13 protein-coding genes are annotated in these 15,212 nt (G+C 54.8%); 4 read left to right on the top strand and 9 right to left on the bottom strand.

What is annotated here, in order from left to right:
• Positions 1 to 198: 198 nt before the first annotated feature.
• The gene (locus tag K2F33_RS19035; RefSeq protein ID WP_076170986.1) at positions 199 to 1,101 is read left to right on the top strand and encodes a glucose 1-dehydrogenase; all 903 of its coding nucleotides are present in this window, start codon (positions 199 to 201) and stop codon (positions 1,099 to 1,101) included.
• Positions 1,102 to 1,458: 357 nt separating this feature from the next.
• On the opposite strand, the gene hpaB is transcribed toward K2F33_RS19035, so the two are convergent.
• On the bottom strand, positions 1,459 to 2,916 hold the full coding sequence (hpaB, locus tag K2F33_RS19030) for a 4-hydroxyphenylacetate 3-monooxygenase, oxygenase component (protein WP_263878250.1): 1,458 nt from the start codon (positions 2,914 to 2,916) through the stop codon (positions 1,459 to 1,461).
• A 284-nt stretch (positions 2,917 to 3,200) separates the two neighbouring features.
• Here hpaB and K2F33_RS19025 point away from each other — a divergent pair, with 284 nt between their 5' ends.
• The gene (locus K2F33_RS19025; RefSeq protein WP_084203926.1) at positions 3,201 to 3,950 is read left to right on the top strand and encodes a GNAT family N-acetyltransferase; all 750 of its coding nucleotides are present in this window, start codon (positions 3,201 to 3,203) and stop codon (positions 3,948 to 3,950) included.
• Between the two features lie 84 nt (positions 3,951 to 4,034).
• Here the strand turns inward: K2F33_RS19025 and K2F33_RS19020 are convergent, their stop codons facing one another.
• On the bottom strand, positions 4,035 to 4,460 hold the full coding sequence (locus K2F33_RS19020; protein WP_076170980.1) for a hypothetical protein: 426 nt from the start codon (positions 4,458 to 4,460) through the stop codon (positions 4,035 to 4,037).
• 139 nt (positions 4,461 to 4,599) lie between these two features.
• Here K2F33_RS19020 and K2F33_RS19015 point away from each other — a divergent pair, with 139 nt between their 5' ends.
• Together K2F33_RS19015 and K2F33_RS19010 are read left to right on the top strand one after the other, a co-directional pair.
• Positions 4,600 to 5,463, top strand: coding sequence for a class I SAM-dependent methyltransferase (locus tag K2F33_RS19015; RefSeq protein WP_076170978.1), 864 nt, complete (start codon positions 4,600 to 4,602; stop codon positions 5,461 to 5,463).
• Positions 5,464 to 5,466: 3 nt separating this feature from the next.
• Positions 5,467 to 6,198, top strand: a complete 732-nt coding sequence (locus tag K2F33_RS19010; RefSeq protein ID WP_076170976.1) for an RluA family pseudouridine synthase — start codon at positions 5,467 to 5,469, stop codon at positions 6,196 to 6,198.
• A 192-nt stretch (positions 6,199 to 6,390) separates the two neighbouring features.
• Here the strand turns inward: K2F33_RS19010 and K2F33_RS19005 are convergent, their stop codons facing one another.
• From K2F33_RS19005 to parE, 7 genes are all read right to left on the bottom strand, one after another.
• Positions 6,391 to 7,248: an SAM-dependent methyltransferase gene (locus K2F33_RS19005; RefSeq protein ID WP_244169278.1), complete on the bottom strand. Its 858-nt coding sequence runs from the start codon at positions 7,246 to 7,248 to the stop codon at positions 6,391 to 6,393.
• Positions 7,249 to 7,474: 226 nt separating this feature from the next.
• Positions 7,475 to 8,125: a bacillithiol biosynthesis deacetylase BshB2 gene (gene bshB2, locus K2F33_RS19000; RefSeq protein ID WP_076170974.1), complete on the bottom strand. Its 651-nt coding sequence runs from the start codon at positions 8,123 to 8,125 to the stop codon at positions 7,475 to 7,477.
• 20 nt (positions 8,126 to 8,145) lie between these two features.
• Positions 8,146 to 8,490 (bottom strand): YojF family protein, encoded by a 345-nt coding sequence (locus tag K2F33_RS18995; RefSeq protein ID WP_076170972.1) that lies wholly within the window; start codon positions 8,488 to 8,490, stop codon positions 8,146 to 8,148.
• Positions 8,491 to 8,690: 200 nt separating this feature from the next.
• Positions 8,691 to 9,911: an MFS transporter gene (locus tag K2F33_RS18990; protein WP_076170970.1), complete on the bottom strand. Its 1,221-nt coding sequence runs from the start codon at positions 9,909 to 9,911 to the stop codon at positions 8,691 to 8,693.
• Positions 9,912 to 10,004: 93 nt separating this feature from the next.
• Entirely contained in the window at positions 10,005 to 10,409 is a 405-nt protein-coding gene (locus tag K2F33_RS18985; protein ID WP_076170968.1) for a MarR family winged helix-turn-helix transcriptional regulator, read from the bottom strand.
• Positions 10,410 to 10,685: 276 nt separating this feature from the next.
• The gene (gene gyrA / locus K2F33_RS18980) at positions 10,686 to 13,151 is read right to left on the bottom strand and encodes a DNA gyrase subunit A (RefSeq protein ID WP_076170966.1); all 2,466 of its coding nucleotides are present in this window, start codon (positions 13,149 to 13,151) and stop codon (positions 10,686 to 10,688) included.
• A gap of 11 nt (positions 13,152 to 13,162) precedes the next feature.
• Complete coding sequence (parE, locus tag K2F33_RS18975; RefSeq protein ID WP_076170964.1) at positions 13,163 to 15,145, bottom strand: DNA topoisomerase IV subunit B; 1,983 nt, start codon at positions 15,143 to 15,145, stop codon at positions 13,163 to 13,165.
• Positions 15,146 to 15,212: the final 67 nt, after the last annotated feature.

Below are 15,212 nucleotides of genomic sequence, written 5' to 3'. Positions count from 1 at the left end.
CTCCTCCTTCCAAAAGGATCCCTAATGCCAACAACATGCGTCATCATTGGGTGATCATCAGCTTTGGTACATATTTATGTCCGGGACAGCCGTTTATGTTCGTTTGTTATTTCGATGTAAGACTTAAAAATAACTGGCACACTCGCCCATCCCGTGAATAGACTGTGTACCATCAAAAGGTTAAGGAAGGATTGGCCGATGAACTATCCGTATGCTAAATATGGCGTCATTCACCAGTGCAAGGACATTCCGGTGGCTTTTCCGCCGGATCAGCACCAGCACGGGCAGCCGGGGATTGAATATGTGATGAACCCGCTCCCTATCTCTGAGAATCCGAACTATGTCGGAACCGGTAAATTAAAGGGCAAGGTGGCGATCATCACCGGAGGAGACAGCGGTATCGGCCGTGCGGTCGCCATCGCTTTTGCCAAAGAAGGCGCCGACCTTGTGATCGTATATCTTAATGAGCACAGGGACGCGCAGGACACGGAGCGGCGAATCCGCCAGCTCGGCAGAAAATGCCTTCTGCTTCCCGTTGACGTGCGGTCGCCGGGTTTTGCATCGTATATCGTAGACAGCACTCTGAAGGCATTCGGGAAAATCGACATTCTCATTAACAATGCCGGGGTTCAGTACTTCCAAACCTCACTGCTGGACATTTCCGAAGAACAGCTGCGAAATACGTTCGAGGTAAACATTTTGTCCTTTATCCTTCTGACCAAGGCGGTCCTCCCCCACCTCCGGCCGGGAAGCAGCATCGTAAACACCGCTTCCGTGACTGCGTATCTCGGCAATGATACGCTCATGGACTACTCCTCGACTAAAGGTGCGATCGTCAGCTTCACCCGCGCTCTCGCCCGAAATCTTGCCCCTCAATGCATCCGGGTTAACGCGGTTGCTCCGGGTCCCGTATGGACACCTCTCAATCCCGCTTCGATACCTCCTGAGCGGGTTGCCGTCTTCGGCCGCGACGTGCCGCTGGGGCGTGCCGCCCAGCCTTACGAGCTGGCACCCACGTATGTGCTGCTGGCTTCGGACGACGGGTCGTATATCACCGGAACGACGATCCATATCAACGGAGGGCAAATGGTTACTGATTAGTGCTGAGGCAGCATCGCAAAGAGGCGGCGCTTTAGCATCGATGAAATTCGATCTTTACGGGACGGAGGTCCTGGGTCAGTCAGAAGCGTCAAGCGGTTTGCATGCAAAAAAAGAGAGCTGAAAGACAGCTCTCTTTTTTTGCAGCTTATGATTTTCCTTTTCCGCTGACAAGTCCAATGATCATGACGACAAGTGCCAATAAAGCGATCAGCTGATCGATCGTCATCGCCGCCCGCCTCCTCTGTGCAAGGATGGCTCTTCCCAGACGGCTTCTCTCTCCCGTGCTGCTTGCGTACGTTCCCCATTACAGATATATGAGCGGGCCGGGTGGAATATGACCGATCCATAGAACGGCGATTATAAATCCCGCAGAAATTGCTGAACCCGCTCCTTGTATTTCTCCTTATCCAAATAGCCTTGAAACAGCCTGTTGCTGGTTACCTGCTGTCCCCCGAAGAAAAAGCGTTCGTAGAGCTGCTGCCGCCCACCGAAACCGCTGCTGCTCAGCTCCCAGGCCAGCCGGAACAGCGCAGTCTTATCCCGCGCGTCCATGCTGCTGCCTTTGAGATAAGCCGATAAATAGGGAGCAATCCCGGGTGCCTCAAAATCCTGCTCTGACGGAATCATAATGACGTTGCTGGACCCGAGCAGCTGGATAATTTCCATCATCCGTGCATACATTTGGGGATAGACGACGGCAGCGGACCAGAGCGGCTTATAGTCGGGCATCATGCTTCCCCACCGGTCCACCTTTGCACCCGCTTCGGAGGCGAGCAGCAGCGCCTTGAGCAACTCCAGATTTACGATCACCTCTGTCACTTGTTCGGTGACCACGCTTCCGGTTCTTTCCAGTGCGTCGACAATGGACAGAATGATTCCAAGTACAAACTCGGTCTTCGCCACGTATCGGCAGCAAACCTGGTGCGCTGCATGCACGTGAAAGCCGCTCTGTGCAAAGAAGCGTATGGACAGGCTGTCGTTGCCAAGAATGAATATACGCTCCCATGGAACGAGCACGTGATCGAAAATGACGAGAGTGTCCATTTCCTCAAATCGCGAGCTGAGCGGATAATCGTAACCCGAATCGCCGCCGACCAGGCTTTCCCGGCTTATCCACTTCATCCCCGGCAGGTTGTTCGGGACGGCAAAAGCAAAAGTTTCAGGATTGTCTTCCTCCTGAAACACGAACGATGCCGGCGGATACACAAGTATTTCATCCGCTGTGACTCCCTGGGTCGCCAGCAGAAACGCGCCTGACACGATGACGCCTTCTGTCGTCTGGTCGACGATGCGTGCCGCGGTATTGACGATCGTTCCGTCATCAAGCATTTCGGCGGTACGGCTCGCCGCCGGCTGCACGAAGGCGTGGGATAGCGTAATGTCATTCTCTGAGCAGTACCGGTAGTAATTCCGCATGTTGTCCGCATACTTCGCATCCGCTTCAGCCAGCAGCTCCGAGGCGGCAGCGTAGGCCATAACGGCCGTGTTCATATAATCCGGCGATCTGCCGAGTAGGCCGAAATGCCGCTCACCCCACAGCGTCATCGCGCTCCTGCGTCTGGCCAAATCTTCCTTCGTCTTCGGCTGTAAGTACGATAAGCCTACCGGCTCCCCGGTTTCCGGAGATGTGTATGTCAGAAGCTGCGCATACTCCTCCGCGACCTGCATATCGTACAGTGACGCCTGAGTGCTCATTAACCCGCGGAAAGCCGCATGGTCGGACAGCTTTCCTTGGATTTGCTTACCTCGAAGCCAAACCTCCGGCTGTGCCTGGTCGATCCGCTCTATATACTCCTTACCGTTTTTCACCGGCATACGGATGGCTCCCTTCCTAGGAAATGTTACATTCATCCTATTCCGTGCCGCTGTATGAAGTGAGGTATGACCGCCTAATGATGGAGGCTTCGCATGAACAAAAAAACCTTGCATAAAGTGCAATTCACTCTCTTTAACGCGAAATAGGAACATGATATGATAGCAGAAAATAACGAATATGGGGGAAGCAGACTATTCTTAATCCAAGTCAACTAGGCGATATCTCCGCTCTGCAGGAGCTGTGCGAGCGGGCCGATGCCATCACTCTGAAATTAAACTGGAGCATGCTGAAGTCCCGTCCCGCGGACGCAAAGCTGGACTTTTTTCATTATTCCGGCGATATGCTGACCGGTTTTCTCGCCTTATATCCGCTCGGCGGCGGTCTCGAGGTATGCGGCATGGTACATCCGGATTACCGGCGTCAGGGAATATTTACGAATCTATGGAAGGACGCCATCCGCTCGGCTAACGTTTCAGCCTATAAGACCATCCTTCTGAATACCCCGGCTTCCTCTTCCAGCGGCATAGGCTTCATCGAGTCCCAAGGAGGGGTGTTCTGCCATTCGGAGTATCAAATGAAATGGCATGACGACGGCCAAACTGTCGCGGAAGCGTACCCGTCGGTCCAGCTGCGAAGCGCGGAGCTTGCCGACATGGAGGACATCATCGCCATCGATCAGGAAGGATTCGAGATGAGCCGGGAGGAATCAGCCGAAATCTACTCATCGCTGCTGCAGGAAACGGGAACCCGGCCGCTCATCATTAAGCGGGATGGGGTTACCGTCGGCAAGGTATCTCTTGAAGATACAGGATCCGATACGTGGATATACGGCTTTGCGGTGAAAGCATCTGTTCGGGGTCAGGGGATCGGCCGCAGCACACTGATGCTCATCGTATCCGAAGCGATAGCACGGGGGCGGGACATATGGCTGGAGGTGGCGGTTCAGAACCCCAATGCGCTCCGGCTGTATGAGTCCTGCGGATTCAAAGTGATGAGACAGCAGGACTACTACGAGTACATGGCGTCCCAATAATCGCCACAAGAAAAACCGGCTGCGCTTGGCATGTCCAAGGCGCAGCCGGTTTATTGCGTTGTGCGGGGCGGAGTAGGCGCGGTTTTACACCCGCTCCGCATTCAGCTTGGCTTCCATCGATAGAACGGCCTGGAATTCATAGACCAGCGCCCCGTTATCCGCTACACGTAAATGGACCTGTCCTTTGCGGCGCATCGCTTCCAGCGCCTCGCCGGCCTGCTCCATGCTGAGCGTCGTATTCAAGGCGACGTCCGCTGCGGTCAGCAGGTTTTCCTGCTCCGCAGCCAGGTGAAGAATGCTCTTCTCCATCTCGGGGGTGATCTCCATCCATGCTCTCGCTTTTTTCGTTTTCGTGCGCAGTATAAGTCCGATTCCAAGCGGAAGCACGGCGAAGACAAGAAAGCCAAACCAATCCTTCGTGCCGCCACGGACCGCCAGATTGACATAAAGAATGCCGCAAAACAAGCCAAACCAAGTGAGAATCCACGATATTTTCCGTCTGCTGCTCACCGGCAAGTCCTCCTTTCGCGAGGGGTTATCTTTATTATACCTTTACCCGCACCGAGTATGAAGAAAGTGCATTGTATGTATGAAATGTTGTACAATATAAGCTAAATGAAATTAAAGAACAGAAGGATGGAATGCATTCATGTATGTAGCACGCGATTGGCAGGATTATGAATTGATTGATACCGGGGACGGGGAAAAGCTGGAGCGTTGGGGAGACGTCATTCTCCGCAGACCCGACCCGCAGATTATATGGCCGCTCACCAACGAAACGGGGCAGTGGCGCCAAGTTCACGGGCATTACCACCGAAGCTCTTCGGGCGGCGGCCAATGGGACATGAAAAAGCCGATCCCCGACCGCTGGACCATTTCCTACGACAAGCTGAAGTTCCATATCCGCCCTACCAACTTTAAACATACCGGTTTGTTCCCCGAGCAAGCAGCCAACTGGCGCTGGATGATGGACAAGATTGCCGGGGCGGGCCGGCCGATCCAGGTGCTGAACCTGTTCGCCTATACCGGCGGAGCCAGCGTGGCGGCAGCTTCCGCAGGCGCCCAAGTCGTCCATGTCGACGCCGCAAAAGGCATGGTTCAATGGGCCAAGGAGAACCTGCAGCTGTCCGGCCTCGGAGACCGTCCGGTCCGTTTCATAACGGACGACGTGTTCAAATTCGTGCAGCGCGAACAGCGCCGTGGCAATAAATACGACGCGATCATCATGGACCCGCCATCCTACGGCCGTGGACCCGGCGGGGAAATGTGGAAGCTGGAGCAGAGCCTCTATCCCTTCGTCGAGAGCTGCATGAGCATCATGTCGGACAACCCATTGTTTATGCTCATTAATTCGTATACGACCGGTATTTCGCCGACCGTACTGCATAACATCCTGTCCATGACGGCAGCCCGCCGGTTTGGAGGAAGCATTTCCTGCGGCGAGCTCGGACTGCCGATTACCGCCTCCGGACTGAATCTGCCGTGCGGTATTTTGGGAAGATGGGAGTCTTAAACCATGAGCAGAGCCGATGGTCAGGACGTCCGCATTCCGATTTTGTATGAGGACAATCATTTATTAGGCATCGTGAAGCCGGTCAACGTTCCTACGCAGGAAGATGCCTCCGGGGACGCCGATCTGGTCAGCCTGCTCAAGGAGGACATCAAGATCCGGTATAACAAGCCCGGCAACGTATTTGTCGGCCTGGTGCACCGGCTGGATCGCCCCGTCGGCGGGGCGATGGTGTTTGCCAAGACATCCAAGGCCGCCTCTCGGCTTTCGGAAACGGTACGCTCCCGCAAGTTCCGCAAAGTTTACGCGGCCGTCGTACATGGGAAGCTGCCTGCGCCGACAGGAAGCCTGAAAGACTTCCTGCTCAAGGATGCCAAGACCAATACCGTGTCTGTGGTGAAGCCGGGAACAACCGGCGCGAAGGAAGCGCTGCTGGATTACGAAGTGATCGCAGAGACGGACCGCTATAGCTTGGTCAAGGTGGAGCTCCATACCGGCCGGTCCCATCAGATTCGGGTTCAGATGAGCCATGCCGGCTGTCCGCTCTACGGCGATCAGAAATACGGCAATGGGGTAAATAAGCCGGGGCAGCAGATCGCACTGTGGTCTGTCATCGTCGGCGTCCCTCATCCCGTCACAAAGGAAGAGATCGTTCTTGCCTCGCTTCCGCCTGCCGAGCATCCCTGGAATTTGTGGCCGGAAGCGACCCTGAACGCTTTGACGGACAAGGAATCATAATTCATCCCGCCCGGCGGCTGCAATCGGCCGCAAACAGTATAAAAGCCGGAGAGCCCTGCATACGCAGGCTCTCCGGCTTTTTTATGATTTAATAAGAATAAGTTCTGCGGAACTGACAAAAGACGGTTACGATCCAACTTCGGCATTTTGCCGGCATCCAACGACCTTCTCGTTCCGCCATTCTTTTTCCCGTCAGCTTCTTGTCAGCACCAGCATTGAGGCAGCCCCCCGTTGGAATTCGTAGTCCGACGGCCGTTCCTCGGCCGACCATCCGTTTCCGGCAGCGAACGTCAGCAGCTTCCCTATGTCCTTGTACCTGCAGCTGCTCTGGTCCACCAGCGGAAAAATCCGGATTTCATCCTTCGTCACCCGCATCAACTCAGCCACCGTCTGCTCATGAAATGCGTAATCCAGCTTGTCGCTGTACATAAACAAGAAATGCGCCGACAGCGTCATGTCAAACTGCCGGTCTGCAAACGGCAGCACCGGCAAAACCGCAGCAATGTAACGATCAGGGTGCTGCTTCATATCCTGGACTGTGGCGTTCAATGCCCTCGTACGCTCAGCACGAAGTCCTTCGGGACCACCGAATTCGTCCCACCGATAATGATCGCCCAGGCTCTCCACATGCTGCACCGCATGCCCGATATCGAGCCTTCCCTTCGCCTCAAGTGCCGCAGGGTCAAACTGATAGGCTATATCCACAGCAACGGCTTCAATGCCGATCTGCCTCGCTTTAGCCGTAAACGAGCATGCCCCGCCGGGGCAGTCCAGGACGGTTCGTCCCTTCAAGTCCCCGGGATTCAAATGAAACATCCGCAAATATTCGTCATAGGTTCTTCCAATGAAGACGATCCGCTCCAGCCGGATGTCCCCCGCCTTTCCTTCGGAAAGGCTAATCTGATCACGGCTTGGCTCCTCATCGGCCAGCCCTCTGTTTAACGGCTCAGCCACGGCCGCCGCTTCTCCGGGACCCTCTTCTCTGGTACCGACTTCTTCGGTACGATCTCCGCTCGCAAACTCTGCTCTTCTCAACTCTTCTCGGCTCATCTCCAGGGCCACACACCTTTCTGCTCACATGTTAAATCCCTAACAGGATTTCACAAATTGTATCCGCCGGAGCCCCATGTTGTCAATATCCTCCATTGGGGCCAAGACGCGCTTGATGTGCTTTCGCAACAAGAGCCGGCCTACGGCTTCGATAATGCTGCACAAAAAAAGACGGGCGCTGCAATGATGGCAGCAGCCCGTCCGGCTTGTCTTGGAATTCATGCTATTATTCAAAGTGATAAGTCCAGAACCGCTCTTGGCTGAAGCGCTCCAGCACGGCTTTATCCAGCTCCGACTGTCCGCTCGTCTCCCAGCGGAACTGCGACTGATGGGCGCGGATCGAGGCAAACTTCTGCGGTAAAAAATCGCGCACATCCACGAGGACATCCGGTTTGCCAAGGATCTTCTCGCACCCGTTGGAGAACGCCAGGCAGTGCACTTTCGGCCGATCCTTCTTCGACATGGCCGTCACGGTCCGGATAACCGCGGCTCCGGTCGCGTCATGGTCCGGATGAACCGCGTACCCCGGATAAAAAGTGATGATCAGCGACGGCTTCACTTCGTCAATCAGCGCGCGCAGACGGCTGGTGAGCATCTCCTGATCCTCAAACTCCACCGTCTTGTCATGCAGACCCATGAGGCGAAGATCCTGGATGCCGATCGCCCGGCAGGACTCTTTCAGCTCCTTCCGGCGCAGCTCGGGAAGCGTCACGCGGTTCGCCAAGATGGGATTGCCCATGTTGCGGGCCATTTCCCCCAGGGTTAAACAGGCGTACGTCACCTGGGTTCCGGCCTGGATATGCTTAGCCAGCGTCCCCGACGTGCCGAACGACTCATCATCGGGGTGGGGAAACACCACAAGGATATGTTTTTCCATATGTCTAACCTTCTCTCTCGTTAAAATGGTTGGCGGCTCAGCTGAAGCGCCACGACGAGCTTGCCGTCGCTGTCATGTCCGGCCATGATCAGCCGATCCGTTTCCGTTTCTTCAAAATGGGTCAAGCCTTGGGAATAAACCCAGCCCTGCTCCATCTTGAGGCCGACCCGGTAAGGGCCAAAGCCGGCGATGGAGCCTTGCGAATATCGGACGACGCCGTTATGGATAAACGTCGATGCGGTAAATTTGGATGAATCGTTGTGCGAAGCGTAAGCACCCGTTGTCATTTCAAGGTGTATATAAAGGTCCTGGTTTTTCAGTGAATCTAGCATCTCCTGGACCATGCCGGGATTGATCAGCTGCATATTCCTTCCCCCATTCTGATAGCGTCTAACTGCAACATTATTTATTATAATTCAAAACAACGGGAAATCACAATCAAACCCGTAGATTTAGTCATCTTGGGCGGAAGAACGGGCGTGGCAAAGTCCAAAAATATGCATGACGAAAAAGGAAAGAAGCTGCCCATGACAGCTTCTTCAACACATGACATATTTATTGCCGTTTAATCGGCCAGTTCCCTGCCTTTGGTTTCCTTACCGAGAAGCAGCACTCCGATTGCACCAATCAGCACAATGACAAAAAACATGCCGAAAATGGTATCGATGCTGATGCCCTTGCCAACCATGACGCCTACGAGCAGCGGGGCAATTACGCCGCCGACCCGGCCAACCGAGGTGGCCAGCCCCACGCCGGTGGACCGCACCCGGGTCGGGTACAGCTCCGGCGTATAGGCATACATGCCGCCCCACGCACCGAGGTTGAAGAAGGACAAGCAGATGCCCGCGGCAATCAGCATGCCTTCGGTATCCGCATAACCGAACCACAGCGCACTCAGCGCCGTCAGCGTCAAATAAGTGACCATGACGAACTTGCGTCCGAACTTCTCGATGAAGTAAGCCGCGGTAAAATAACCGGGCAGCTGGGCGATCGTCATGATCAGCACGTATTCAAAACTTTTGACCAAACTGAAGCCTTTGAGAACCATGACCGACGGCAGCCACAAAAACATGCCGTAATAGGAAAACACGACGGTAAACCACAGAATCCAAAGCATCAGCGTAGAGCGGCTGTGCTCTTTAGCCCAAATCGACTTGAATTTGCTCCCGAAGGACAGCTTGGAGACGCTTGCCTGCTGTTCCTTGAAACGCGGCGCATCTTCGATGGATTTACGTAAATATATGGCATACAGCGCAGGTAAGGCCCCGATGACAAACGCAATCTGCCATCCGTACTTCGGAATGACGAAGTAAGACACCAGCGCAGCGACCAGCCATCCTCCCGCCCAGAAGCTTTCCAGCAGGACGACGGCTCTGCCGCGGTCACGTGCCGGCATCGACTCCGAGACGAGCGTTGAAGCCACCGGCAGCTCGCCGCCAAGACCGATACCGGTAATAAACCGCAGCAGGCACAGCACGGCAAAGCTTGCAGCCAACGCGGACAAGCCGCTCGCCACCGAAAAAATGAGCAGGGTCCACAGCAGGATCGTCTTGCGTCCGAACCGGTCGGCCATATAACCGGCAGCAGCCGCTCCGATGACCATGCCGACGGAGTTCATGCTGGTCAGGACCCCGACCTGCTGCGGTGACAGCTTCCATTCGGCTGTTAATGCCGTTACGATAAACGATATGATGCCGACATCCATAGCGTCGAACAACCAGCTGAAGCCGGCGCTAAAGAGCAGCTTTCTTTGCTTGGGGTGGCGCAAAAGCTCTAACTTACTCATCCATGATGACTCCTCTTGAAGAAATAATAGGGGTACAAGCATCGTTATCCATACGATGCCCTAAACGGCGCCTTCCAACACGCCCGGCGCGGTTTAGGCCGTGATTTTGCCCAATAGATACACCAGCAGCTGCTGGTTGTGAAGCGAGATTCGGCTCAGCACGCCGGACAGGAACGCATCGCGGATCTGCAGACCGCGGAGCACTTCGTTCTTGCCCTTTTCCGAAATGGACACCCACACGATCCGCCGATCGTTCAAATCCCGCTCGCGCTGGATCAGCCCGTTCTTCTCCATGCGGTCCAGCAGCATGGTGACCGCGGCAGGGCTTGTCGCCAGCAGCGGGGTCAAATCCGAAGGCTTCATCCGTTCCTGATCGCTCAGCACTTCAAGTACAGTTAGCTGAGACTCTGTCAGGGCCGGAGCGAGCTCGTTTTCCATATGTAATTTGTAATCTTTGCTTAGTTTAGACCACATTTTCGCAAATTCGGAAGTCTGCACTGTATATCCTTCCTTTCGCTCAGTATCTTGTAATCGTCATGATTTACATGATTAAGTTTCGCGCAATTTAAAGCAATTCCTTCTTCACCATGAAAAATTTCTTTGCTTGGTTCGTGAAAACTGTGTAAATTTACAGGAAAAACATCCCCTAAAACGCGGCTCCGATGGCCTTCCCGTGCCCATTTAGAACCTTTTCGGGGAGCCTCGAAATTTTTAAAAATTTTCGGTTAAAAACAAAGGGCATCCCGCAGCCCGGGATGCCCTTTGAGCAATAATTTATGATTTGGACTCCGTCCGGCTCGGCTCAGAGCCGGTCACGAGCAAATCGACAATCTCGTCTTTCTTCTCCACATGCACGAGCAGCTTGCCGATCGATTTCCGCTCGGCGAGCGGCGCCTGCTCCGAATTGAAGCTGAAGCTTTGGCCGGCTTGGGTCATGGCCGTGATCTCAAGCGGCTCGCGGCAATAAAAAGCTCCCGCGATGCGGGATCCGTTCGGCTTCACCCGCTTGCCTTCCTTGAACTCGAACGTAGCCAGTCCCTTGCCGCCGCGGCTCTGCGGCAGATAGTCCGCCAGCAGCGTCCGTTTGCCGTAGCCCAGATCCGTCAGGGTGAGGATTTCGCCCTCGTCCTCTTCTACCCACAGGGCGGATACGACCTCATCGCCTTCCTTGAGCTGAATTCCGCGCACCCCGGCGGATACGCGGCCCATCGCATTAACCTCCTGCTCCTTGAAGCGGATGCTCATGCCGTCCCTGCTGACCAGCAAAATGTCTTTGTCGTTATTGCTCATCGTTACCGTCAGAACCGCATCGTCGCTGCCGACCTTGCAAGCGGCAACCGCGCTGGAGCGGTTTGTCATGTATTCTTTCAGCTCCGTCCGCTTCACTTGGCCCTTGCGAGTCACAAAGACGAGCGATTTATCCGGCTGATCAAAATTGTTGACAGGGATGGCCCCGACAATCTCGTCTTCCTTCGCCAGGTTAATGACGTTGACGATCGCGGTTCCCGGGTCCTTCCACTTGAACTCCGGCACCTGATGCACCGGCAGCAGGAAGAACTGGCCTCGCTGCGTAAAGATCAGCAGATTATCCAGCGTGTTGACCTCCAGCACCCTGTTGACATAATCGCCCTCCTTCACCCCGGAGCTGTCCAGCTCCCCGCCGGAACGCGTAAACGACAGCATGCTCGTCCGCTTGATGTATCCATCGTTGGACAGAGTTACGAGCACATCCTCCGAGCTGACCATGACTTCCAGGTTGACCTTGATTTCTTCAACCTCGCCCTGGATCGAAGAGCGCCGGTCCACGCCGTACTTATCGCGGATTTCGAGCAACTCCTTGCGGATCAGCGCGATCAGCTTCTTGTCGCTCTCCAGAATCGCCTGGTACTGGGCGATCTTCTTATGCAGCTCGTCCAGCTCCTTCTGCAGCGTCGTGATCTCCAGGTTGGTCAGACGGTACAGCTGCAGGGTCAGAATCGCATCGGCCTGACGCTCCGTAAACCCGAACATCCACTGCAGGTTGTTCTGCGCATCCTGACGGTTGCTGGAAGCCTTGATCGCCGCGATGACTTCGTCCAGAATGTTCAGTGCCTTGACAAGCCCTTCGAGCACATGGGCTCTGGCCTCCGCCTTCTCGAGGTCAAACTGCGTCCGGTACGTCACGACCTCGCGCTGATGCTCGATGTAGGCCTGCAGCATCGCTTTCAGTCCAAGCTGCTGCGGCGCCTTGTTGACGATGGAAACCATGTTAAAGTTGTACGTCACCTGCAAATCGGTCTTCTTAAGCAGGTACGCCAGAATGCCCTGGGCATCCGCTTCCTTCTTGATTTCGACAACGATGCGCAATCCTTCGCGGCCGCTTTCGTCACGAACCTCCGAAATTCCCTCGATTTTTTTCTCGAGTCGAATATTCTCCATTTGTGTCACCAGCCGCGATTTGACGACCTGGTACGGAATTTCGGTAATGACGATTTGCTGCTTGCCGCCGCGCAAAAACTCAATGTCCGCTTTAGACCGGAGATAAATCCGCCCCTTGCCCGTCTGGTACGCTTCCTTGATTCCGTCTCCGCCCATGATCAGGCCGCCCGTCGGAAAGTCCGGACCTTTGATAAAGGTCATAATCTCGTCCAGTTCGATTTCCGGCTTCTGCATGACGGCGATGCATGCGTCGATCACCTCGCGCAGGTTGTGCGGCGGAATTTCGGTTGCAAAACCGGCGGAAATGCCGCTGACCCCGTTGACCAGCAGATTCGGATATCTGGAAGGAAGAACGACCGGCTCCTTGGCGGTATTATCAAAGTTGTCCTTGAACTGTACGGTGCGCTTCTCAATATCCCGCAGCAGCTCCATGGCGATCGGCGACAGGCGCGCTTCCGTGTAACGCATCGCTGCGGCCGGGTCATCGTCAATCGAACCCCAGTTGCCGTGACCGTCCACCAGCACATGCCCCATCTTCCAAGGCTGGGCCATCCGGACCATGCCGTCATAGATGGACGCGTCCCCGTGGGGATGATAGTTGCCCATGACGTCCCCGACGGTTTTGGCGGATTTGCGGTAAGGTTTATCCGGTGTGTTGCCCGAATCGTACATTGCATACAGAATCCGGCGCTGAACAGGCTTCAGGCCGTCCCGCACGTCGGGAATGGCCCGGTCCTGAATAATATATTTGGAGTACCGGCCAAAGCGGTCGCCGACGACCTCCTCCAGAAAGGCCGGCAAAAATTGTTCCGATAAGCTCATCCATTCACCTTCTATTCCTCGAACTCTCTAAAGTCCACGTTTTCCACGATCCAGCGCTTGCGCGGATCAATCTTGTCGCCCATCAGCGTGGAGACGCGCCGTTCGGCCTTGGCGGCATCCTCGATCTGCACCTGCAGCAGCGTTCTGGTATCCGGGTTCATCGTCGTTTCCCACAGCTGTTCGGGGTTCATTTCGCCGAGTCCCTTGTAGCGCTGAAGCTCGTAGTTTTTACCGAACTCTTTCAGATAGTTTTGCAGCTGCTCGTCGTTATATGCATAACGGATCGTCTCCAGCTTGCCGGATTTCCGCGTAATTTTGTACAGCGGAGGCTGAGCGATATACACTCTTCCGGCATCGATCAGCGGCTTCATGTAACGGTAGAAAAAGGTCAGCAGCAGCACTTGAATGTGCGCTCCGTCCGTGTCTGCGTCGGTCATAATAATAATTTTGGAGTAATTGCTGTCTTCGATTTCAAACTCGTTGCCGATGCCGGCCCCGATGGCGGAAATGATCATCCGGTATTCTTCGTTCTTCATAATGTCGGCGAGCTTCGCCTTCTCCGGATTCATCGGCTTCCCCTTCAGCGGAAGGATGGCCTGAATTTTGGAATCCCGGCCCTGCTTGGCCGATCCGCCCGCAGAGTTCCCTTCCACGACAAACAGCTCCGTACGGGTAAAATCCTTCGACTGTGCCGGCGCCAGCTTGCCGCCCAGATTCGAGCTCTCGCTGCGCTTCTTGCCGCTGCGCATGTCGTCGCGCGCTTTCCGTGCGGCTTCCCTCGCTTTGGAGGCCTGGATCGCCTTTTTGATCAGCGTCTGCGCCACCTGCGGATTTTCCTCGAGGAAAATCTGCATTTTCTCCGAAACGACCGCATCGACGGTGCTCCGCGCGGAAGCGCTGCCGAGCTGGTCCTTGGTCTGACCCACGAATTCGACCTCGGCCATCTTAACGCTGATGACCGCCATCATGCCTTCGCGCAGATCGTTCCCCTCAAGGTTTTTGTCCTTTTCTTTCAGCAGGTGATTTTTGCGGGCATAATCGTTCATCACGCGCGTGTAGGCCGTTTTAAAGCCTGTTTCATGCGTACCGCCGCCGCGAGTCGGAATCGAGTTAACGAAAGAAGCGATCGTTTCGGTATATCCTGCGTTGTACTGCAGGGCCACCTCGACCTCGACGTCTTCCTTTTCCCCATAAAAGTGAATGACGTCATGCATGACGTCTTTGCCTTCGTTCAGAAATTCGACGAACTGGCTGGCGCCGCCTTCATAGAAAAACTCGTCCTGGCGGTCCGCACGCTCGTCCTTCAGGACGATCCGCAGCCCGGAGTTCAAGAACGCAATTTCCTGAAGCCGTTCGGCGAGGGTATCGTAAGTTACGTTGATACCGCCCTGAAACACACGCGCGTCAGGCTTAAACGTCACCTTGGTGCCGGTCTTGTTCGTATTGCCCAGCACTTCCAGGCCGGTCACCGGCTCGCCGACGTGCTCCTTGCCGTTCTTGTCCTGCCAATATTCAAAACGCATCCGGTGAATCTTGCCTTCCCGGTAAATTTCCACCTCAAGCCATTCCGACAGTGCGTTGGTCACCGAAGCGCCTACTCCGTGCAAACCGCCGGACTTCTTGTAACCCGATCCGCCAAATTTACCGCCGGCATGCAGGATGGTATATACTACCTGCGGCGTAGGGATACCCGTCTTGTGCATTCCTGTCGGTATCCCCCGTCCGTTGTCCAAAACGGTGATAGATCCGTCTTTGTGTACCGTAATATCAATTCTCGTGCAGTATTTGGCTAAATGCTCGTCTACAGCATTATCAACAATTTCCCATACCAGATGATGAAGTCCGGATGAGCTGGTGCTGCCAATATACATACCTGGCCGTTTGCGAACCGCAACCAGGCCTTCGAGCACTTGAATGTCGTCAGCATCGTATCCGGTTTGGCCGTTCGGGCCGCCCTTTGATGACTCTGCAAACATATCGATCTGCTCGACCATTCATGCTCCCCCTTTGTGTTTCTTTATGTAGGATGAATTTCATCCAAAATGCAAACAGATGTTTTGT

Origin of the sequence: Paenibacillus sp. PSB04, assembly GCF_025809195.1 — a bacterium.
Taxonomy (GTDB): domain Bacteria; phylum Bacillota; class Bacilli; order Paenibacillales; family Paenibacillaceae; genus Paenibacillus_AQ; species Paenibacillus_AQ favisporus.
This window is presented reverse-complemented; position numbering and strand designations above follow the sequence as displayed.

Coding starts and splice junctions, on each gene's coding strand:
- K2F33_RS19035 (WP_076170986.1), top strand. CDS start 199: ATGAACTATCCGTATGCTAAATATGGCGTCATTCACCAGTGCAAGGAC.
- hpaB (WP_263878250.1), bottom strand. CDS start 2,916: ATGCCGGTGAAAAACGGTAAGGAGTATATAGAGCGGATCGACCAGGCA.
- K2F33_RS19025 (WP_084203926.1), top strand. CDS start 3,201: ATGCTGAAGTCCCGTCCCGCGGACGCAAAGCTGGACTTTTTTCATTAT.
- K2F33_RS19015 (WP_076170978.1), top strand. CDS start 4,600: ATGTATGTAGCACGCGATTGGCAGGATTATGAATTGATTGATACCGGG.
- K2F33_RS19010 (WP_076170976.1), top strand. CDS start 5,467: ATGAGCAGAGCCGATGGTCAGGACGTCCGCATTCCGATTTTGTATGAG.
- K2F33_RS19005 (WP_244169278.1), bottom strand. CDS start 7,248: ATGAGCCGAGAAGAGTTGAGAAGAGCAGAGTTTGCGAGCGGAGATCGT.
- bshB2 (WP_076170974.1), bottom strand. CDS start 8,125: ATGGAAAAACATATCCTTGTGGTGTTTCCCCACCCCGATGATGAGTCG.
- K2F33_RS18995 (WP_076170972.1), bottom strand. CDS start 8,490: ATGCAGCTGATCAATCCCGGCATGGTCCAGGAGATGCTAGATTCACTG.
- K2F33_RS18990 (WP_076170970.1), bottom strand. CDS start 9,911: ATGAGTAAGTTAGAGCTTTTGCGCCACCCCAAGCAAAGAAAGCTGCTC.
- gyrA (WP_076170966.1), bottom strand. CDS start 13,151: ATGAGCTTATCGGAACAATTTTTGCCGGCCTTTCTGGAGGAGGTCGTC.
- parE (WP_076170964.1), bottom strand. CDS start 15,145: ATGGTCGAGCAGATCGATATGTTTGCAGAGTCATCAAAGGGCGGCCCG.